At 72.2% G+C, this 21811-nt stretch carries 14 protein-coding genes; 10 read left to right on the forward strand and 4 right to left on the reverse strand.

Annotated elements, in window-relative coordinates; genetic code table 11:
- Positions 1-34: 34 nt before the first annotated feature.
- Entirely contained in the window at positions 35-364 is a 330-nt protein-coding gene (locus ACQPXS_RS27960; RefSeq protein ID WP_351210476.1) for a WhiB family transcriptional regulator, read from the reverse strand.
- Positions 365-744: 380 nt separating this feature from the next.
- On the opposite strand from ACQPXS_RS27960, the gene ACQPXS_RS27965 reads away from it, so the two are divergent.
- The 4 genes from ACQPXS_RS27965 to ACQPXS_RS27980 all read left to right on the forward strand — a co-directional run bounded on the left by ACQPXS_RS27965 (position 745) and on the right by ACQPXS_RS27980 (position 5931).
- A complete protein-coding gene (locus ACQPXS_RS27965) occupies positions 745-1356 on the forward strand; it encodes a response regulator transcription factor (protein WP_003948568.1) in 612 nt (203 codons plus the stop codon).
- A gap of 1090 nt (positions 1357-2446) precedes the next feature.
- Positions 2447-3034: a sigma-70 family RNA polymerase sigma factor gene (locus ACQPXS_RS27970; RefSeq protein ID WP_030641278.1), complete on the forward strand. Its 588-nt coding sequence runs from the start codon at positions 2447-2449 to the stop codon at positions 3032-3034.
- A 164-nt stretch (positions 3035-3198) separates the two neighbouring features.
- Positions 3199-4701, forward strand: a complete 1503-nt coding sequence (gene guaB / locus ACQPXS_RS27975) for an IMP dehydrogenase (RefSeq protein WP_351802102.1) — start codon at positions 3199-3201, stop codon at positions 4699-4701.
- Positions 4702-4806: 105 nt separating this feature from the next.
- On the forward strand, positions 4807-5931 hold the full coding sequence (locus ACQPXS_RS27980) for a GuaB3 family IMP dehydrogenase-related protein (protein WP_351802100.1): 1125 nt from the start codon (positions 4807-4809) through the stop codon (positions 5929-5931).
- A 348-nt stretch (positions 5932-6279) separates the two neighbouring features.
- On the opposite strand, the gene ACQPXS_RS27985 is transcribed toward ACQPXS_RS27980, so the two are convergent.
- Positions 6280-6843: a hypothetical protein gene (locus ACQPXS_RS27985; protein WP_433451979.1), complete on the reverse strand. Its 564-nt coding sequence runs from the start codon at positions 6841-6843 to the stop codon at positions 6280-6282.
- Between the two features lie 139 nt (positions 6844-6982).
- The gene (locus ACQPXS_RS27990; RefSeq protein ID WP_433451980.1) at positions 6983-8191 is read right to left on the reverse strand and encodes a nucleotide sugar dehydrogenase; all 1209 of its coding nucleotides are present in this window, start codon (positions 8189-8191) and stop codon (positions 6983-6985) included.
- A gap of 281 nt (positions 8192-8472) precedes the next feature.
- Between ACQPXS_RS27990 and ACQPXS_RS27995 the strand changes: the two genes are divergently transcribed.
- The 4 genes from ACQPXS_RS27995 to ACQPXS_RS28010 all read left to right on the forward strand — a co-directional run bounded on the left by ACQPXS_RS27995 (position 8473) and on the right by ACQPXS_RS28010 (position 17196).
- A complete protein-coding gene (locus ACQPXS_RS27995) occupies positions 8473-10182 on the forward strand; it encodes a glycerol-3-phosphate dehydrogenase/oxidase (RefSeq protein WP_433451982.1) in 1710 nt (569 codons plus the stop codon).
- 199 nt (positions 10183-10381) lie between these two features.
- Positions 10382-12484, forward strand: a complete 2103-nt coding sequence (locus tag ACQPXS_RS28000; protein WP_433451983.1) for a serine/threonine-protein kinase — start codon at positions 10382-10384, stop codon at positions 12482-12484.
- Positions 12485-12646: 162 nt separating this feature from the next.
- Complete coding sequence (locus ACQPXS_RS28005; protein WP_433451984.1) at positions 12647-15346, forward strand: protein kinase; 2700 nt, start codon at positions 12647-12649, stop codon at positions 15344-15346.
- A 149-nt stretch (positions 15347-15495) separates the two neighbouring features.
- Entirely contained in the window at positions 15496-17196 is a 1701-nt protein-coding gene (locus ACQPXS_RS28010) for a protein kinase domain-containing protein (protein ID WP_433451985.1), read from the forward strand.
- Positions 17197-17244: 48 nt separating this feature from the next.
- Here ACQPXS_RS28010 and ACQPXS_RS28015 read toward each other — a convergent pair whose 3' ends face one another.
- The gene (locus ACQPXS_RS28015) at positions 17245-17658 is read right to left on the reverse strand and encodes a hypothetical protein (protein WP_433451987.1); all 414 of its coding nucleotides are present in this window, start codon (positions 17656-17658) and stop codon (positions 17245-17247) included.
- A gap of 242 nt (positions 17659-17900) precedes the next feature.
- Between ACQPXS_RS28015 and ACQPXS_RS28020 the strand changes: the two genes are divergently transcribed.
- Positions 17901-20078, forward strand: a complete 2178-nt coding sequence (locus ACQPXS_RS28020) for a protein kinase domain-containing protein (protein WP_433451988.1) — start codon at positions 17901-17903, stop codon at positions 20076-20078.
- Positions 20079-20157: 79 nt separating this feature from the next.
- Positions 20158-21768 carry a serine/threonine-protein kinase gene (locus ACQPXS_RS28025; protein ID WP_433451989.1) on the forward strand — a complete coding sequence of 537 codons (1611 nt, stop codon included), beginning with the start codon at positions 20158-20160 and terminating at the stop codon, positions 21766-21768.
- Positions 21769-21811 lie beyond the last annotated feature (43 nt).

The following is a 21811-nucleotide window of genomic DNA, read 5'->3' on the forward strand; positions in this document are numbered from 1 at the left end:
GCACCCATCGGGCTGTAGGTGCTGAAACGTTCCTTCAGTGATTCGGGGCGGTGTCCGCGCCGGCGGCCGAAGCCGTCACCAGGCGGTTGCGCGCGCGCCCCATCAACTCCTCACGCTCGTCCTCGGTCAGGCCGCCCCACACGCCGTACGGCTCGCGCACCGCCAGTGCGTGCGCCGCGCACTCCGCGCGGACCGGGCACCTCATGCAGACCTCCTTGGCCGAGTTCTCGCGAGCGCTCCGAGCCGCCCCGCGCTCGCCCTCGGGGTGGAAGAAGAGCGAGCTGTCCACGCCGCGGCAGGCAGCCAGCAGCTGCCAGTCCCACAGGTCCGCGTTCGGTCCGGGAAGGCGGGAGAAATCTGCCATTACGTGACCCCTTGTAGCCGTTCTGAGCGGATACGGTGCCAACGACCGTACATCTCCGGTCTAAGGAGATGAAAATATGACTCATTGCGAATCTAGCCTCGGACACCTCAAAACGGGAAGAAAATGGGCCAAACGGGGCATAGTTGTGATGAAAACTTATGGGTCCGTTGTTCATGTCTGCACCGTGTCGACCCCCTCACGTAGAGTGCCGAAGACGGCACGTAGCCCCGTAACTCTTTCGAGTGACCGTCGTTGAGAGTGCGGAGGCGGTTGAAAACAGAAGCGCTCGGGCAGGCGTCCGAGACGGTCGACCGCACAGGTGACGATTCCGTACCAGCCTGGAGGCTCAAGGTGACGCGCATCAGCTGCGGAGGGCGGTCATGACATCCGTCCTCGTCTGCGACGACTCCCCGCTTGCCCGAGAAGCGCTCCGCCGCGCGGTCGCGACCGTGCCCGGTGTCGAGCGTGTGACGACGGCGGCCAACGGCGAGGAAGTCCTCCGCCGCTGGGGCGCCGACCGCTCCGACCTCATCCTGATGGACGTGCGCATGCCCGGCCTGGGCGGCGTGGAGACCGTGCGCCGCCTGCTGTCGGCCGACCCCGGCGCGCGCATCATCATGCTCACCGTCGCCGAGGACCTGGACGGCGTGGCCCTCGCGGTCGCCGCCGGCGCCCGGGGCTACCTGCACAAGGACGCCTCGCGCGCGGAGCTGCGCGCCACGGTGACGCAGGCTCTCGCCGACCCGACCTGGCGACTGGCACCGCGCCGGCTCCGCTCGGCCGAGATGGGCGCCGCGCCCACGCTCACCGCGCGCGAGATCCAGGTCCTGGAGGGCATGAGCCACGGCCGCTCCAACGCCGAGATCGGCCGCGAGCTCTTCCTCTCCGAGGACACCGTGAAGACACACGCGCGGCGCCTGTTCAAGAAGCTCGGCGCCTCGGACCGGGCCCACGCGGTGGCGCTCGGCTTCCGCTGGGGACTGGTCCGGTAGACAGTGCCCAGCCCTGCGGGGCTGGCAGGACCGGCCCGGCGCCGGGCGCCAGTCCCCGAGCGGGACGCGTGTCCGCTTCCCCCGGCAGCAGCGGGATGTCTCACCGGCCCCCTCGGGGAGCCACCGGGCCGACCGCCGACCCGAACGCGACGCACGTACGGCACCGCGCCGGGCTCAGGTACGGAACCGCCGTGCCTTGGCCCTGCCCGGTGCTGGACGACCGCGCTCTCCGGCGGCGGTGCCGGTCCCCGGGCCATACCGACGCGCCCTGACGGCACGCACGCGTGCGTGCGCGGAAACGCCCTGCGGCTCCGCTGCCGTGGGGGCGCGTTGCACCCAACTCTGCGGTGCGCGGCACGGACGACCGCCGGTGCGGCGGCGTGGGCGACGGCGCTTCTCGGTTCAGCTGCCGTACCGGCGCGTCGTAATCCAGCCCTGCCGTGCGTGGCGCGGCCGATCGCCCAGGCGGTGCGGAACACCATGTCCAGGTGGCCGATCGCCCATACGGGGCGCGGCGGCCATGTGGTGTGCGATCGATCGCCCCTGCAAGCCCCCGGTGGCCCTGCCCTGTGCGGACGACACCTGCGCGGCGGGCGCCTCTGCCCCGTACGGACCATCGCCCATGCACGGCAAGCGGCGCCCCTGCGCTGCGCGAACGCCGGCGAAATGCCATGACCGGTGTTCCGGTTGCCCGTGGACACGGTCGCACGCGGCGCTCTCGGGGTGGACCCCGTCACAATCGAGGAGCCGTGCGGCAGGTCGTCGGCCGGAGGGTGGGTCGCGCGGGTGAACGGAGATCCATTCCGGCAACGCCCGTGGTCGGCGCCACGCGGCGAGACGTGGGACGTCCCCGGCGTACGACCGCGCAGGACGGTTCGGCGGGCGAGGCGCAAGGCGGCCCGCCGGACGCGCGCTGCTCGTTTCGCCGCGGATGCCGCATCCTTGAGATGTGGAGTCTCTCGGGGACGAGTCGGTCGAGCGGAAGGGGAGGGCGCAGGAGATGAGTGCCGGCGCACCTGCTCATAACGCTTCGGTGCACAACCACGAGCACAATGCGACGGACCGGACGGCCACAAGGCACCATGGACCGATGCGCGACGACGAGGCGGGCACGGCCCATGGGGCGATCGGTGCGCTCGTCCATCGCGCCGTCGACGGTGACGAGCAGGCCACTCACGATCTGCTCGCGCATGTCCACCCGCTGGCGCTGCGCTACTGCCGGACCCGGCTGTCCCGGCTGCCCGGCGACGCGCGTCACTTCGTCGAGGACCTCGCCCAGGAGGTCTGTGTCGCGGTCCTGCTCGCACTGCCCCGCTATCGCGACACCGGCCGCCCCTTCGAGGCGTTCGTCTTCGCCATCGCCTCCCACAAGGTCGCCGACCTGCAGCGGGCCGCCATGCGCCACCCGGGATCGACCGCGGTGCCGTCCGATGAGATGCCCGAGCGGCCGGACGACTCCCTCGGCCCCGAGGAGCGCGCCCTGCTCAGCAGCGACGCCGAGTGGGCCAAGAAGCTGCTGGCCAACCTGCCCGAGAACCAGCGCGAGCTGCTCCTGTTGCGCATCGCCGTAGGCTTGACCGCGGAGGAGACCGGACAGATGTTGGGAATGTCACCCGGCGCGGTCCGGGTCGCCCAGCACCGGGCGCTGAGCCGCCTCCGCGCGCTCGCCGAGCAGTAACGCCCTTGTACGGAGCCTCTGCAGCTCCCTTTGTTGAACAGGCGTGCTTCAGCTTCCGTACGAACATACGAAGCCTGAAGTAACCCCGTACCGTGGAATTTGCTAGCGATGCTTCCCGTTAGCATGGACATCCGCACCGATCAAGGCCATTTGGGGAAGGTGTCATGACTGCCAACGTCGACGGAGTGCCCGGTAAATTCGCGACACTCGGGCTGACCTACGACGACGTGCTGCTGCTGCCGGGCGCCTCTGAAGTGCTCCCCAACGCGGTCGACACCTCGTCCCGCATCTCCCGCAACGTCCGGGTGAACATCCCGCTGCTGTCGGCGGCGATGGACAAGGTGACCGAGTCGCGCATGGCGATCGCGATGGCCCGGCTGGGCGGTGTCGGCGTGCTGCACCGCAACCTCTCCATCGAGGACCAGGTCAACCAGGTCGACCTGGTGAAGCGGTCGGAGTCCGGCATGGTCACCGACCCGATCACGGTGCACCCGGAGGCCACGCTCGCCGAGGCGGACGCCCTGTGCGCCAAGTTCCGCATCAGTGGCGTGCCCGTCACCGACCCGGCCGGCAAGCTGCTCGGCATCGTGACCAACCGCGACATGGCCTTCGAGTCCGACCGCAGCCGTCAGGTGCGCGAGGTCATGACGCCGATGCCGCTGGTGACCGGCAAGGTCGGCATCTCCGGCGTGGACGCGATGGAGCTGCTGCGCAAGCACAAGATCGAGAAGCTTCCCCTCGTCGACGACGCCGGTGTTCTCAAGGGCCTGATCACGGTCAAGGACTTCGTCAAGGCCGAGAAGTATCCGAACGCCGCCAAGGACGCCGAGGGCCGCCTGCTCGTCGGCGCCGCCGTGGGCGCCAGCCCCGAGGCCCTGGAGCGCGCCCAGGCGCTGGCCGCGGCCGGCGTGGACTTCCTGGTCGTCGACACCTCGCACGGCCACAACAGCAACGCCCTCAGCTGGATGTCGAAGATCAAGTCGAGCGTGGACGTCGACGTGATCGGCGGCAACGTCGCCACCCGCGACGGCGCGCAGGCCCTGATCGACGCCGGTGTCGACGGCATCAAGGTGGGCGTGGGCCCCGGCTCCATCTGTACGACCCGTGTGGTCGCCGGCATCGGCGTCCCGCAGGTCACCGCCATCTACGAGGCCTCCCTCGCCGCCCGCCCGGCCGGCATCCCGCTGATCGGCGACGGCGGCCTGCAGTACTCCGGCGACATCGGCAAGGCGCTCGCCGCCGGTGCCGACACGGTGATGCTGGGCTCGCTGCTCGCGGGCTGCGAGGAGTCGCCCGGCGAGCTGCTCTTCATCAACGGCAAGCAGTTCAAGTCGTACCGCGGCATGGGCTCGCTCGGCGCCATGCAGTCGCGCGGCCAGGCCAAGTCGTACTCCAAGGACCGCTACTTCCAGGCCGAGGTCGCCTCCGACGACAAGCTCGTCCCCGAGGGCGTCGAGGGCCAGGTGCCCTACCGCGGCCCGCTGGCCAACGTCCTGCACCAGCTCGTCGGCGGTCTGCGTCAGACCATGGGCTACGTGGGCGCGGCCACCATCGAGGAGATGGAGTCCAAGGGCCGTTTCGTCCGGATCACCTCCGCGGGCCTCAAGGAGAGCCACCCGCACGACATCCAGATGACGGTCGAGGCGCCGAACTACAGCAGCAAGTAGTCGTCAGTCGTCCCGAGGGCGGTCCCGGTGCATCCGGGGCCGCCCTTGCCGTACCCGTCGGCGATACTGGAAGACGCTGCAACGCATCAGGGAAAGGCCACAGACGTGACTGAGATCGAGATCGGGCGCGGCAAGCGCGGCCGCCGGGCGTACGCCTTCGACGACATCGCCGTCGTCCCCAGCCGCCGTACGCGGGACCCGAAGGAGGTCTCGATCGCCTGGCAGATCGACGCCTACCGCTTCGAGCTGCCCTTCCTGGCCGCCCCCATGGACTCCGTCGTCTCCCCTGCCACCGCGATCCGCATCGGCGAGCTGGGCGGCCTCGGCGTGCTCAACCTCGAGGGCCTGTGGACGCGGTACGAGGACCCGCAGCCGCTGCTGGACGAGATCGCCGAGCTGCCGGCCGAGCAGGCGACGCGCCGCCTGCAGGAGATCTACGCGGCGCCCATCAAGGAAGAGCTGATCGGCGCGCGCATCAAGGAGGTGCGCGACTCCGGCGTGGTCACGGCGGCCGCGCTCTCCCCGCAGCGCACCGCCCAGTTCTCCAAGGCGGTCGTGGACGCGGGCGTGGACATCTTCGTCATCCGCGGTACGACGGTCTCGGCGGAGCACGTCTCCTCCTCGCACGAGCCGCTGAACCTGAAGCAGTTCATCTACGAGCTGGACGTCCCGGTGATCGTCGGCGGCTGCGCCACCTACACCGCGGCCCTGCACCTGATGCGCACGGGTGCCGCGGGTGTGCTCGTGGGCTTCGGCGGCGGCGCCGCCCACACCACGCGCAACGTGCTGGGCATCCAGGTCCCGATGGCCACGGCCGTCGCGGACGTGGCCGCGGCCCGCCGTGACTACATGGACGAGTCCGGCGGCCGGTACGTGCACGTGATCGCGGACGGCGGTGTCGGCTGGTCCGGCGACCTGCCCAAGGCGATCGCCTGCGGCGCCGACGCGGTGATGATGGGCTCCCCGCTGGCCCGTGCCACGGACGCGCCCGGCAAGGGCCACCACTGGGGCATGGAGGCGGTCAACGAGGAGCTGCCCCGTGGCAAGAAGGTCGGCCTCGGCACGGTCGGCACCATCGAGGAGATCCTCACCGGCCCGTCCCACACGCCCGACGGCTCGATGAACTTCTTCGGCGCCCTGCGCCGCGCGATGGCCACCACCGGCTACAGCGAGCTGAAGGAGTTCCAGCGGGTCGAGGTGACGGTGGCGGACTCGCAGCACAGGCGGTGACGTGACGCTGCGCTCGGCTCGAGCGCAGGTGGGCACGAGGGGCCCGGACCACCCGAAGGCGGTCCGGGCCCTTGTCGCGCCGATGGGACGGCTCAGAGTTCGCCCAGGCCGCCCAGGGCCAGGACGAGCCCGCAAACACAGATGACACCGCCGAGGACGCGATAGCCCAGTGCCGTGATCCACTTGGCCGGTGGGGCAAGTCGCCCACGGCAGCCGTACGCAGCTCGTGGTTGCGTTCCTGGTACCGCTCCAAGGCCTTGGACGCCTCTCGGACGTCGCATGCGACCCAACCGCCGCCCACGGCGGCCGTCAGGCCGAGCAGGAGCAGGAAGACGGACACGGGCATGGTCAGGCCGCGGCCTTCTTGGTGCCGGAGAACGCGGCGAAGCCGGCGATGGCGAAGAAGAGGAAGGTCAGCGGGTCGGAGTCTTCCTTCCAGGCCTTCTGGACGATGTCGAAGTGGTCGAAGAAGACCTGGGTGAAGCTCAGGCCGCTCACCTTGGCGCCGATCATGGCCTCGCCCACCAGCTGGCCGAAGTAGACGGAGGCCAGGGACAGGACGACGGCGGCGATCGGGAGGACGGGGTTGCGGCCGCCCGCCTTGCCCGCCGCGACACCGACGACGAAGCCGACGCCGACGGCCGCGTAGCCGATCTCGTGCTTGGTGGCGCCGATGATGACGCCGTAGAGCGCCGCGGCGGCCACGGCGGCGACGACCGCGGCGACCAGGCCGAGGACGAGGTTGTTCCGGGCCGGCGCCGACGGCGCGGGCGGGGCGAAGGCGCCCGGCTGGTCGGCCGGACCGCCCGGCTGCGGCGGGTACGGCGCGCCGGCCGGGGCCTGCTGCGCGTACGGGTTGCCGTCGACCGGACCGGGCTGCGGCGACTGCGGCGGTGGAGCTGACTGGCTCATGACAGAAATCCCCCCGATATGGAGCACGACTGAAGGACGGAAACGGAAAACCCCCGGCACACGCGTGTGCGGCGAGTCCGGGGGAGACTAACAGCCGGGGACGACAACGCCCCCGGCTGTTTTCCGTTCGTGACCGTGCTCAGAGCCGGTGTGCCGCCCCGGTGGGCGTGGCCCCGCGCGTGTCCAGCAGCAACTGTGCCTTCACCGACAGCCCCTGCAGGTCGTAGGTGCGGTGCTGCTGCAGCAGGATCGTCAGGTCGGCGTCGGCGGCGCTCTCATAGAGCGCGTCCGCGCGGGGGACCGGGCGGTCCAGCACGTTCCAGGAGGCGACCAGGGGGTCGTGGAAGCTCACCGAGGCGCCCAGCTCCATCAGCCGGATCGCGATCTCCTGGGCCGGTGTGCCCTGCAGATCGGCGAGGTCGGGCTTGTAGGTGACGCCGAGCAGCAGCACGCGCGCGCCGCGGGCGGACTTGCCGTGCTCGTTGAGGAGGGCGGCAGCGCGCTGCACGACGTACCGAGGCATCCGGCTGTTGACCTGCTGGGCCAGCTCCACCATCCGCAGGGCGCGGGTGGCGTGCCCGGTCAGGTCCTGCGGCACGCCGTGGCCGCCGACGCCCGGGCCCGGCCGGAACGCCTGGAAGCCGAAGGGCTTGGTCTCCGCGCACCGGATGACGTCCCACAGATCGACGCCCAGCTCATGGCACAGCACGGCCATCTCGTTGACCAGCGCGATGTTGACGTGCCGGAAGTTGGTCTCCAGCAGTTGTACGGTCTCCGCCTCGCGCAGCCCACGCGCGCGTACCACCTTGTCGGTGAGCCGGCCGTAGAAGGCGGCGGCCGACTCGGTGCAGGCGGGGGTGAGGCCGCCGATGACCTTGGGGGTGTTGGCGGGGACGTGGTCACGGTTGCCGGGGTCGACCCGGCTGGGCGAGTAGGCGAGGTGGAAGTCGCGGCCGGCGCGCAGCCCCGAGCCCTCCTCCAGCAGGGGGCGCAGGAATTCCTCGGTGGTGCCGGGGAGCACCGGCGACTCCAGGATGACGGTGGTGTGCGGGCGGAGCGCCTTGGCGAGGGTGCGGGCGGCCGCCTCCACCTGGCCGAGATCGAGTCCGCCGTCGGCGCCGCGGGGGGTCGGCGCGCAGATCACCGCGGTGCGCACCCGGCCGAGCTGGGCCGGGTCGGTGACGGGCCGGAAGCCCGCAGAGTGCATCCGGCGCAGCTCGGCGGGGCTCAGCGAACTCCCCTCGGGGCCGGTGGCGTAACCGACGGTGGGGATGCGTGCGGCGACGGCGGCCTGGGCGAGCGGCAAGCCGTAGGGGCCGAGTCCGATGACGGCGAGGTCTGCGGGCATGGCGTGGGCGGTCCTTCCCGATAGCCGAAGCGGGACAGGCGCGCAACCGCTGTGGACAGGATGAGCGCGTGCAATGTCAGACTAGGTACACATATGACTGTTATGTGTGATTCTGTTCGTGTGTCTTCCGAGGGTTGTGCGCGAGTTGTCCACAGGTTGGGAATGCGTGGTGGCTGAAGTCGGGCAACCCGGTCAGAATTTGGGCATGAGGAGGGGATGAACCGGGCTTCGCCCACCGGGGTGCGGCCGACGCGAGCGAGTCTGCGACAGCGGGAGGCAGCGTGAGGACAGCGACTCTGGGGCCGACGCAGCGCGCCGAGGCATTGGCGGAGATGGCGGAGCGTGAGCTGGACGTGCTGGTGATCGGCGGCGGGGTCGTCGGCGCGGGCACCGCGCTGGACGCCGTCACGCGCGGCCTGTCCACCGGTCTGGTCGAGGCCCGCGACTGGGCGTCCGGCACCTCCAGCCGGTCCAGCAAGCTGATCCACGGCGGTCTGCGCTATCTGGAGATGCTCGACTTCGCGCTCGTCCGCGAGGCCCTGAAGGAGCGCGGACTGCTCCTGGAGCGGCTCGCCCCGCACCTGGTCAAACCGGTGCCGTTCCTGTATCCGCTGCAGCGCAAGGGCTGGGAGCGCCTCTACGCCGGCTCGGGCGTCGCGCTCTACGACGCGATGTCCATGGCCCGGGGCCACGGCCGGGGCCTGCCCGTGCACCGCCACCTGACTCACCGTCAGGCCCTGCGCGTCGCGCCCTGCCTGAAGAAGGACGCCCTGGTCGGCGCCCTGCAGTACTACGACGCCCAGATGGACGACGCCCGCTTCGTGGCCACCCTGGTGCGCACGGCGGCGTCCTACGGCGCGAAGGCGGCCAACCGCGCGCGCGTGACCGGGTTCCTGCGCGAGGGCGAGCGGGTGGTCGGCGCCCGGGTGCAGGACGTGGAGGGTGGCGGGGAGTACGAGATCCGCGCCAAGCAGATCGTCAACGCGACCGGGGTGTGGACCGACGACACACAGGCCATGGTGGGGGAGCGGGGCCAGTTCCACGTCCGCGCCTCCAAGGGCATCCACCTGGTCGTGCCCAAGGACCGCATCCACTCCACCACCGGCCTGATCCTGCGCACCGAGAAGTCCGTCCTCTTCGTCATTCCCTGGGGCCGGCACTGGATCGTCGGCACCACCGACACCGACTGGAGCCTCGACAAGGCCCATCCGGCCGCGTCCAGCGCCGACATCGACTACCTGCTGGAGCACGTCAACTCGGTGCTCGCGGTGCCGCTCGGCCGCGACGACGTGCAGGGGGTGTACGCCGGTCTGCGCCCGCTGCTCGCCGGCGAGTCCGACGCCACCAGCAAGCTCTCCCGCGAGCACACGGTCGCCCATCCGGTGCCGGGACTCGTGGTCGTGGCGGGCGGCAAGTACACCACCTACCGCGTGATGGCGAAGGACGCGGTCGACGAGGCGGTGCACGGCCTGGACATGCGGGTCGCCGACAGCGTGACGGAGGAGACCCCGCTGCTGGGCGCGGAGGGCTACCAGGCGCTGTGGAACGCGCGCGCCCGGACAGCCGCGCGCACCGGGCTCCACGTGGCCCGCGTGGAACATCTGCTGAACCGGTACGGCTCGCTGTCCGAGGAAGTCCTGGACCTCGTCACCACCGACCCCGCCCTGGGCGAGCCCCTGCAGGCGGCCGACGACTATCTGCGTGCCGAGGTGGTGTACGCCGCCTCGCACGAGGGCGCCCGGCACCTGGACGACGTCCTCACCCGCCGCACCCGCATCTCCATCGAGACCTTCGACCGGGGCACCCGCAGCGCCCGCGAGGCGGCCGAGCTGATGGCACCGGTCCTCGGCTGGGACAAGGACCAGATCGAGCGCGAGGTCGAGCACTACGAGAAGCGGGTGGAGGCCGAGCGGGAGTCCCAGCGCCAGCCCGACGACCTGACGGCGGACGCGGCGAGGCTGGGAGCGCCGGACATCGTGCCGTTGATATGAGCGAGCGCGGCCGAAGCCGGCCCATGAGGCGGGTGCCCGGCGGCAGCCGAAAACCCGTCACCCCTGGCCGAAACCAGGCGCATTTCCCCGAAACCGGCGCACCGGCTCCCGCCTGACGCGAAGGGCACCCTGGGCGCTCGGCACTTGTCGGGTGAGAGACAATGGAGGCTCTGTCAGGGCGGGTTGTTTGAGGGGACGCATGTCGGAGGCGGAGCGGGCGGGTACATCTCGTCAGGGGACTCGTCAGGACAAGAGCGAGCGTCGTCTCCTCGCCGGGCGGTACCGGCTGGGAGACGTGCTGGGCCGGGGCGGGATGGGCACGGTCTGGCGCGCCGAGGACGAGACCCTGGGCCGGACGGTCGCCGTCAAGGAGCTGCGGTTCCCGTCGAACATCGACGAGGAGGAGAAGCGGCGCCTGATCACGCGCACCCTGCGCGAGGCCAAGGCGATCGCCCGGATCCGCAACAACAGCGCGGTGACGGTCTTCGACGTGGTCGACGAGGACGACCGGCCGTGGATCGTCATGGAGTTGGTGGAGGGCAAGTCCCTGGCCGAGGTCATCCGCGAGGACGGCCTGCTGGAGCCCAAGCGCGCCGCCGAGGTGGGGCTCGCCGTCCTCGACGTGCTGCGCTCCGCGCACCGCGAGGGCATCCTGCACCGGGACGTGAAGCCGTCGAACGTGCTCATCGCCGAGGACGGCCGGGTGGTGCTCACCGACTTCGGTATCGCGCAGGTCGAGGGCGACCCGTCCATCACCTCCACCGGCATGCTCGTCGGCGCCCCCTCCTACATCTCCCCCGAGCGGGCCCGCGGCCACAAGCCGGGGCCGGCGGCCGACCTGTGGTCGCTCGGCGGCCTGCTGTACGCGGCGGTCGAGGGCGTGCCCCCGTACGACAAGGGCTCGGCGATCGCCACGCTCACCGCGGTGATGACCGAGCCCCTGGAGGAGCCCAAGAACGCGGGCCCGCTCAAGGACGTCATCTACGGCCTGCTGACCAAGGACCCGGCCCAGCGGCTCGACGACGCGGGCGCCCGGGCCATGCTCAACGCCGTGATCCACGCGCCCGAGCCGGAGCCGATGGACGCCACACGGGTGGTTCCGCTGCCGCCGCAGCCGGCTTCGTCCCAGGGCAGACGGAGCGAGGAGGCCGGGGAGAAGCTGCGCGGCGCGCTGCGCTCGGTCCGCAAGGCGGCCGGGGCGGCCACGGGAGCCGGGTCCGCCCGGACGAAGAGCGGCGGCGACACGGCCGCTCCGGGCGCCGGTGAGACCCCGGGCGCGGGCGGTGCGACGGCCGGCGGGGCACACCCTGCCGGCCAGGGCGGGGGACGGCCGGCGTCCTCCGGTGGAGCGCGGCCCGCCTCCACGGGTGGGTCCGCCGCCGGGCCTGCCGGCAGACAGTCGGGTCCTGCCGTCGGCGCCTCCGGTGGCTCCGGTGCCGCAGGTGTGCCGAACTCCAACGCGAACAAGCCGAGTTCGGGCTGGCCCGTGGTGCCGCCGCCGGACCTGGATCTGCCGCCGCGGCCGGTGCCGCGGGCGCCGCTGACCGATGTGGTGCCCAAGCGCACGCTGGTGATCATCGCGGTGATCGTCGCCCTCGCCGTGCTCGGCACGGTCCTGGCCATCGCCCTGAGCGGCGACGACAAGGACGGCAAGAACAGCGGGGCCAAGGCGGTGGCGAGCGCCAGTGCGTCCACCAAGCAGGACAAGGGCGACAAGAGCACCGGCAGCGGGGCGCGGAAGGACGGGACGAGCCCGTCGTCCGGTACAGGATCCGCTTCGGGCACCGCCGCCGACGCGAGTGCGGCCACCGACGACTCCGGCTCGGCCGACTCCTCCGGCAAGTCCGGGGCCAAGGACGGCGGAAGCGCGCCGGTGGTGTCGACCCGCAAGGGCGGCCAGGGGTACTCGATCGGGCTGCCCAAGGGATGGTCGTTCCAGTCCACCGGCAGCGCGGGCGACCGGTACACCGGTCCGGACGGGCAGAAGCTGCTCATCGGCTGGACCAGCAGCCCCAAGAGCGACCCGGTGGCGGACTGGAGGAACCAGGAGGGCTACATGGTGCGCTCCCAGTACCACAGGATCCGCATAGAGAAGGTCGACTACCGGGACTGGAACACGGCCGACTGGGAGTTCACCTACGTCGACGGCGGCACCAAGTACCGCAGCATCGACCGCGGGTTCGTGGTCAACGGTCATCTCGGTTACGGACTGATGTACACCGCGAAGGCCGCGAACTGGGACAGCGCGCTGCGCAAGGACACGTGGCAGACGCTCACCGCCTCCTTCCAGCCCAAGTCATAGGCTTCGGGCGTCGGTTCGCGCGTGAGAATCCGTCATCCACTCCGTGCGGTTTGCCTCCGGCACGTATCGTGAATGGTTGCGGACCGTACGCAGCCGGAAGCGTGTGCGAAACGGGTCGCGAGGCGAACGGATGTGACCAACCGGGCGGCCGGGGGAGGCAACGTGAACGACTACGCGGGTCGGGTGCTCGCCGACCGCTACCGCCTGCCGTTGCCGCCCTCCGACGAGTACGAACTCACCGAGACCCGCGCCTTCGACACCTACAGCGGTCAGGAAGTGCTCGTCCGGCAGGTGCCGTTGCCGGAGGTTGTCGAGGCCGAGGTGCTCGACGCGGAGGGGCTGCCCGCGGGCTTCACCGCGCGTGAGCGCGGGGCCGGGAACCGGCGGACGCCGGGCGCCCGGACCGCTAGCCGGCGGCCCGCCGACCCGGCCGTACGGCGTGCCGTCGAGGCCGCGCAGGCCGCGGCCCGCATCCCCGACCATCCGCGCCTCGACCAGGTCTTCGACGTGTTCGCCGAGGGCGGTTCGCTGTGGATCGTCAGCGAGTTGGTGGCCGCGCGCCCGCTCGCCGCGCTGCTCGCCGAGCAGCCGCTCACGCCGTACCGGGCGGCCGAGGTCGCCGCCGACGTGCTCATGGCGCTCCGGGTGCTGCACGGCCATGGCTGGGTGCACCGCAACATCACCGCCCGCACGGTGCTCGTCTGCGACGACGGCCGTGTGATGCTGACCGGCCTCGCCGTCGGCGCCGCGGAGGAGGCGCTGTGCGGGTACGACCCGGTTCCGGCCCGGGAAGCACCGGACGAGGGTGCCGTCGGGGGAGCGGGGACGGAGGCCGAGCCGACCGGTCCGGGCGCCGTTCCAGGGGCCGGTCCCGGGGCGGCGGTTCGGGCTTCCGGTGGCCTGGGCGTTCCTCCGGATCCCGCCGGTTCCGGCCACCGGCCGAGGGGTGAGACCGCAGGCATGCCCTCGGCGGACGTCGACCCCGAGGCCGCGCGCCGGGCCGCGATCCAGGCCAGGGCCGCCGGAGGGCTGCCGGTGCCGGGGGCGAACGGGATGCCGGGCGGGGCGGGGATGCCCGGCCCGGCGGGCCAACGGCCCCTGGAGAACGGGGCGGACATCCGTGCCGCCCGCGCCGGCGCCATCGCCGCGTACCGCGCGGGTGCCCGTGCCGCCGCCCGGGTGCAGGAGGCCCGGCAGAGCGGGCGCCCCAGCCTGCCCGGGGCCCGGCCGCCCGCCGAGGGCGACGCCGGCGCCGCCCGGGCCGACGGCACGACGCAGCCGCCGTACCCCGGCGGTCCGGGCACCACGACCCCGCCCGGACGCATCGCCGACCCCTATGGAGTGCAGGGCGCCCCCTGGCACGGCGCGGCACCACGCCCCGCCGCCGGCGGCCCCTCCCCGGCCCTGCCCGGCGGCCCACAGCGCCCGGGGCTCCCCCCGGCGAACCCCCGCCCGTCGGTCCCCGGCCAGGCCCCCGCCCCGGGCCCCGCCCTCGACCCCGTCCACCAGTCCTCCGCCCCGTCCCCCTCCGCCACCGGCGCCATCCCCGCCACCCACACCGGCCCCCACCCCCACTGGAACGACCCTGGAGCCGCCGTTGCCCGCCGGGGCCCCGCGACCGCTCTGGCGGCCGAGCGGGCGCGGCAGGTGCGGATGACCGTCGTGGGGCCGGTGACCGAGCGGTGGGCGCCGGAGCAGGCCGGGCCCGTGCACGAGAACTGGCAGCTGGCGGCGCCGATCGGGCCCGCCACCGATCTGTGGGCGCTGGGCGCGCTGCTGTTCCGGGCCGTGCAGGGGCACGCGCCCTATCCCGAGGAGTCGACGGCCGAGCTGGTGCAGCTGGTGTGCGCCGAGCCGCCCGCCTTCGCCGAGGAGTGCGGCCCGCTCCGGCCGGTCGTGGAGTCGCTGCTGCGCCAGGACCCCACCGAGCGTCTGGACGTCGAGGAGCTGAACGGCTGGCTGCGCTCGCTGGTGCGCTCCGCGCCCGAGCCGGACGCCGGCACCCATGTCGTACCCGTGCCGCCCGCCGACCCGAGCCGGCTGCCGATCGTCCGGCGCCGCGGCGAGCTGGTGCGGACGCGGCGGCGGCGCGCCGGGCTGCCCGAGGTCCATCCGCACGGCCGGCACAAGCGCGCCCGGGCCCGGGAGGAGGCGCGTTCGCCGCGCAGTCTGGGCCGGACCCTGCTCGTGCTGATCCTGCTCCTGCTGGCCGGCGCGATCGCGTACGCGATGCTGTTCATGCCCAAGCAGGGGGACAGCGGTGCCGCGGGGAGCACGGACCGCACGGGCAGCGCGGGGGAGGCCGGTCCCGCGCCCTCGCCCACCCGGCAGTCACCCTCCGAGCAGGGCGGCGGCCCCTCCGCGTCCGCACCCGCCACCGAGCCCCAGACGGGTGGAGACCAGTCCGTCGCCGACGGCTTCACCCTGCGCAAGGATCCGGAGGGGTTCCAGGTCGCCGTCGCCAAGGGCTGGGGACGCACGCCGAAGAACGGCAGCGGCCAGGTGGTGTACGCGCACGGGAACTTCGAGCTGATCGTCGTACCGGGCAGGGACAGCGCGTCGGCGTACGGCAGTGATCCGATGGCCTACCAGCGGGACAAGGAGAGCGAACTCCAGCCGTACCGCGACTCCAGCTGGGCCACGGCCACCGGTCTGAGAACCATCGAGGTGGGCGGGCGGACCATGGCCGAGGGGCAGTTCACCTGGACCGACGGCCAGGGCCGCGACCTGTTCGTGCGCAACATGGCGATCCTGCTGAACGGCCGGTACCACCTCATCCAGGTCCGTGGCCCGGAGGCCGAACGGGACCAGGTGACACGGCTGTACGAGCAGGCGACGGCGACGTACCGCTACGCCGGTTGAGCGCCCCGTATACCGGTTGACCGGTACCGGCCGATTCCCGCGGCGACATGCGTCACAGTGCTGTCACCTTGGGACCCCGCCAGTTCCCAGTTGGTTGACGGGTCCTTAGTCTGACCCTGTCAAGAGCATTGCGGGGCAACGTGAATCAGATGCAGGGCCTGCTCATAGCGGGCCGCTACCGGCTCGCCGATTCCATCGGCAGCGGCGGCATGGGCCGGGTGTGGCGCGCCCACGACGAGGTGCTGCACCGGACGGTCGCCGTCAAGGAACTGACCGCGGCGCTCTACGTCTCCGACAGCGACCGGTCCGTGCTGCTCGCCCGCACCCGGGCCGAGGCCCGCGCGGCCGCGCGCATCAACCACTCCGCCGTCGTCACCGTGCACGACGTCCTCGAACACGACGGCCGCCCGTGGATCGTCATGGAGCTGGTCGAGGGCAACTCGCTGGCCGACGCGGTCAAGGAGCGGGGACGGGTGGAGCCCGGCGAGGCAGCCCGCATCGGGCTGTGGGTGCTGCGGGCGCTGCGCGCCGCACACTCCGCCGGCGTGCTGCACCGGGACGTCAAGCCGGGCAACGTCCTTCTCGGCCGGGACGGCCGGGTCCTGCTCACCGACTTCGGCATCGCGCAGATCGAGGGCGACTCCACCATCACCCGCACCGGAGAGGTCGTCGGCTCGGTCGACTACCTCGCCCCCGAGCGGGTGCGCGGCCACGACCCGGGCCCGTCCTCCGACCTGTGGGCGCTCGGCGCCACGCTGTACACGGCGGTCGAGGGCCGCTCGCCGTTCCGCCGCACCTCGCCCCTGACCACCATGCAGGCGGTCGTGGAGGAGGAGGCCGCCCAACCGCAGTACGCCGGTCCGCTCGGCCCTGTCATCACCGCCCTGCTGCAGAAGGACCCGGCGCACCGGCCCGGCGCGGACGAGACGGAGCAGATGCTCGCCGAAGCGGCGGAGGGGCGACGGCCGAACGCGGCGCAGGTGTACGTGCCCACGCAGCAGGGCCGCTTCCGGCCGGAGGCGCAGACGGGTCCCACGCGCACCGGCGCGGAGAGGGCCACCGGAACGCCGTATCCGCCGGTGACCGGGCCGACGCGGGTCGGCGGTCCGTACGACGCGGGTTCCGGGCCACACGCTCCCGTCCCGCAAGGGCAGCCGGTACAGCCGGTACGGCCGCCCAAGCGCCGCAGGCTGCGCACGCTCGCCCTGGTGGTCGCCCTCGCCGCGATCGTCGGCGGAGGTGCCGCGGTCGTGCTGCAGCAGTTCGGCACGGGCGGCCGCGGCGGCTCCGCCTCTGTATCGCCGCCTCCCAGGGCCAGTGCCAGTGCCAGTGCCAGTGCCACGCCGAGCGGCGAGGGCGGTCAGGGGGCGGTTCCGGCCGGCTGGGAGCGGCGCAACGACCCGGTGGGCTTCAGCATCTCCCTGCCCAAGGGGTGGAAGCGGTCCGTCTCCATCGACCAGGACGGTCTCCGGCAGGTCGACTACTCGCCCGACAAGGGCAAGCACCTCGTGCGGGTCGCGGTCGACACCGCGCCGGACTTCAGCTCCTCGTACGAGCACATGAGCTACCTGGAGCGGCAGCGGGTCTCACCGCGACTGCTGGGCTACAAGCGGCTGAACCTCAAAGAGGAGCTCTTCCGCGACCTGCCGGGCGTCCGCTGGGAGTACACGTGGGATGCGCTGGCCAAGGACCCGCCGCACTACTTCCCGGGTCCCTACCATGCGATCGACGTCGCGTACATGGAGAGTGACGGCACCGAGTACGCCATCTACGCGGCCTCGCCGGCCGACGACTGGGCCACCACCAGAAAGCAGTTCGACTGGATCCTGCGGGGCTTCCAGGAGGGTTGATCCGAGTGGAACAGAAGGTTCCACTCGGCCGACACGTCAACGAGGGGCTCAGGCATAGTCCGTGCAAGCGCGGACTATCGTGCCCCCTTCTATGACCGCCACCTGCGCGCCGATGTAGTCGAGATCATCGCCGGTGGGCGACGCGTAAGTGGTGAAGGAGACGGTCGATCCGTTTCCGTCGTAGTTGGAATGCCAGGGCCACTCGTGCACCCATCCGGTGCCGCCGTCTATGGAAACCAGTCGAATGGCCACATGGTGACCATCGGCAGCGGTGTCCTTGACCCAACCGCTGATGTCCACATGTGTGGCTGTCCAGTTGGTGAACGTGAGGCTCCCCGAGGCGCCGGTCACCGAGCACGCGGCTCCGCCGCTCGCCGCGCTGGCATTGGTCACTGTGGTCGTGGCGAATATCGCCACCGCCGCGAGGCACGTGACGGAAAGGCGCTTAAACGTGTTTCCCATAAGGAAAAGGTAAGGGTTTCATGATTCACTGGACAGCAAGATTCAAGCCACCCGTTTTGCCCTGTATGGCGTGTATAGCTTGGCGATTAACCATGCTTTGTAGCTTTTCCAAGGCACGTTGTGGCCGAAAATGATCACCCTTGTTGAGGCGCCTTCCCTCATGGCGGCCTCCTTGGGGCGGCGGCATACTTGGCCGATCGCCGCCCCGGAAGGCGTCCGTCCGATGCGGCATGATGGGGCGCATGGGGACCGAGGGGGACGTCGTCCGTGTGATCGCGGGCCGTTACCGCCTGGAGGCGAGGATCGGGCGCGGGGGCATGGGCGTCGTGTGGCGGGCCCTCGACCAGGTGCTGGGCCGACGTGTCGCGGTCAAGGAACTCCTCCCGGACGACTCGCTCTCCGAGGGCGACGCGCGACGCCGCCGGGACCGTACGTTCCGTGAGGCGCGGGCGGTCGCCCAGCTGCGGCATCCGCACATCATCGTCGTGCACGACGTGGTGGAGCAGGACGAACGGCCCTATCTCGTCATGGAGTTGATCGACGGCGGCTCGCTCGCCGACCTCGTCTCCCGGCAGGGACCGGTCGACGCAGCCGAGGCCGCGCGGATCGGCATCGCCCTGCTCAGCGCGGTGCGCACCGCGCACGAGGCCGGGGTGCTGCACCGGGACATCAAGCCCGCGAACGTGCTGATCGAGTCCGGTACCGGCCGGGTCGTGCTGACCGACTTCGGCATCGCGCAGGTCGCGGGCGCCACCACGCTCACCGAGACCGGCTCCTTCGTCGGCTCGCCCGAATACACCGCGCCGGAGCGGATGTCCGGGGTCCGCACCGGGCCGGAGTCCGACCTGTGGTCGGTCGGCGCGCTGCTGTGCACGGTGCTCAGCGGCGAGTCGCTGTTCCGGCGCGACTCGCTCGGCGGCATCCTGCACGCCGTGGTCGCCGCCGAGATCCGGCCCCCCGTCGAGGCCGAGCCGCTGCTGCCGGTCGTACGGGGGCTGCTGGAACGCGACCCCGACCGGCGCCTCGGCGCGGCCGACGCCGAGCGGATGCTGTGGACGTTCCTCGAGACGGGCCGGACCCCGGAGGCACCGGGCGCGCCGGCCTCCGGTCGAGGGCACTGGATCGGCGGGGGCCGGGCACCGAGGTCGGGAGCGGCGGGGGGCTGGACACAGAGGTCCCGGGCGGCGGGGAGCCGCATGCCGGGGTCCGGGGCGGCAGGAAGCCGTCCATCGGAATCCGATGCGGCGCAGGGCGGTACGCCTGGGGCCGATGCTGCCCGGGGTCGTAGGCCGGGGTCCGATGCGGCTCACGGCCGTCCATCGGTGGCTGATGGCGCCCAGGGCGGTACGCCGGGGTTCGACGCGGCCCGGGGGCATACGGCGGGGTCCGGTGCGGCGCAGGGCCCTGTGCCGGAGTCCGGGTCGGCGGGGAGTCGTCCATCGGAATCCGATGCGGCGCAGGGGCCTGTCCCGGGCTTCGAGGCGGCCCACGGCCGTACGGCGGGGTCCGATGCGGCCGAGGAGCGTACGGCGGGGTCCGATGCGGTCCAGGACCGTGCGTCCGGATCCGACGCTGCCGGGCCGCATGCACCGAGGCCAGATGCGGCCTCGGGGGCCGCGCCGTGGGCCGATGCCGCCCGGGGGCGTACGCCGGAGGCCGCCGCGGCCTACTCGCCGACCCGGCAGGACCTTCCGCACGGTGGACCCCAGTCGCCGCCCACCGCATCCGCGGCGGCGGAGCCCCCGGCCCGCACGTCCACGCGCGGAGTGCTGATCGCGGCCCTGCTCGTCGCCGCGCTGGCGGGGGCCGGTGTGTCGGCGGCGGCGCTGCTGTTGCACGGCAGCGGGGACGGCGGCGACGGCAGCCCCGGCCGGACGGCGACCTCCCCGGCGACCGGGACCCGAACGAGCCCGTCCGCGCCGCCGTCCCCGTCGCCCGGCGAGACCCGCCCGACGGCCTCGGCCGGCTCGCACATCGCGCCCTCCGGTTACCGCACGGCCCGGGACCCGGCCGGCTTCTCCCTCGCCGTACCGGAGGACTTCACGCGCAGTCCGCAGGGCGAGCGCGTCTTCTACCTCTCACCCGGTGAGACCTTCCGCCTCGGCATCAAGGTCGCCGATCCCGAACCGGGCGGTCCGCAGGCCGTGATGGAGCGATCGGCCGCCAACGGCCCCTCCACCAATCCGGGTTACCACGACGGCCGGGTCACCTCCACCTCGCACGGCGGACATCCCGCGGCGCTCTGGGAGTTCAGCTGGAACGGCTTCAGCGCGGCGGAGGGGCCGCGCCACACCTACGACCTGTGCTGGGAGGAGGGCGGGCGGATGTACGACGTGTGGGTGTCGGCGCCGGTCGGCAAGGTGCGGGAGGCGCGGGAGTACTTCGACGTGGCGGTCGACACCTTCCGGGCCGGGTCCTGAACTGCCGCTCGGTCACGGGTCTGTGACCGGTTCGCATTCCCTGTGGCTGTGGGGCGCGATGGCGCGATATGGATGATGCATGAGCAGTGACGGGGGAGTCGGTCACGGCACCGACGACACGACGAGTTTTGTTCTGCAACCGCCGCAGCCGCGCACGCACCCGATCCCGCAACCGGCTTCGGAGCCCCCTGCGACCCCGGACCCCGGCACCGGGCGGCTCGTCGCCGGCCGGTACCGGCTGCTCGGCAAGCTGGGCCATGGCGGGATGGGGACCGTGTGGCGGGCCCAGGACGAGACGGTGGACCGGGAGGTCGCCGTCAAGGAGCCCCGCGTACCGGACAGCCTTCCCGAACGGGAACGCGCCAACGCCTTCGAGCGCATGCGCCGCGAGGCCCGCGCGGCGGCCCGTCTCGACCACCCAGCGGTGGTGAACGTCCACGACGTGGCGGTGGTCGACGGGCGGCCCTGGATCGTGATGGAGCTGGTGCGCGGCCGCACCCTCGGCGACGTGCTGCGCGAGGGCACGCTGGACGCGCGCGAGGCCGCCCGGATCGGACTGCAGGTGCTCGGCGCTCTTGAGGCGGCGCACGCGGCGGGCGTCCTGCACCGGGACGTCAAGCCCGACAACGTCCTGCTCGGCCGGTACGACCGGGTGGTCCTCACGGACTTCGGGATCGCCCAGATCGAGGGCGACACGCGGCTCACGGACACCGGCGGCTTCGTCGGCTCGCCCGAGTACATCGCGCCGGAACGGGTGCTGGGCCGGCGGCCCGGCCCGGCGAGCGACCTGTGGTCCCTGGGCGTGCTGCTCTACACCGCGACCGAGGGCGTCTCGCCGTTCCGCCGCAGCAACACCCCGGCCACCCTCCAGTCGGTCCTCAACTCCACCCCGGCACCGCCCGCCTCCGCCTCCGGCCCGCTGGCCGAGGTCATCAACGGGCTGCTCCACAAGGACCCCGCGCACCGGCCCCAGGCGGACCGGGTGCGGGCGCTGCTTCAGGAGGCGGCCGAGCCCCCGGCGCCGCCGGCCCCCACCCAGCCCGTCCAGGCGGTCGCCCCCGCGCCGGTCAGGCGGCTCGGCCGCAAGGCGTGGCTGGGCACGGGCGCGGCGCTGGTCGTGGCGGCGGTGGCGGCGTACCTGGTGCTCGCCGATCCGTTCGCGGGCCCGCTGCCCGACGGCTGGGCGAAGCGCCCGGTCCCGAAGCTGGGCGCCACGCTCGCCGCCCCGGCGAGCTACAAGGTGGTCACGCCCGGCAAGGACGACTCCGACCGGAACTGGGTGACGTACGAGGACTGGAGCGGCGGCGTCTGGATCACGCTGGCGCTGGCGAAGAAGTCGCAGGACTCCCTGGACGAGATCAAGAACAGCGCCCGGTCCCAGATGTACGCCGACGACGAGAAGTTCCGCAGTGACGGCGACTACTCCCTCGACATGCCCGGCGGCGCGAGGACACACCCGGACGACACCGCGACGTACCACGGCAAGGAGGCCGCGAAGAACACCGTCGTCTACAAGTCCAACGACGGCGGCAACCCCAGCCCGCGGGAACTGCAGATCTTCTACTACCGCACGAGCGGCGGCGACCTGTACAAGCTCACCGTCGGCTACCCGAACAAGGGCGACTTCACGGCCCGCGGCCGGGACGTGGCCAAGGCTGCGATCGAGAACCTGGACATCGAGAAGCTGTGAGCGCCGGGTTTTCGAGTGTCCCGCTTCGACAAGGACCTGGTGC

The sequence above is a fragment of the Streptomyces sp. CA-142005 genome, from assembly GCF_050942335.1.
Taxonomy (GTDB): Bacteria; Actinomycetota; Actinomycetes; order Streptomycetales; family Streptomycetaceae; genus Streptomyces.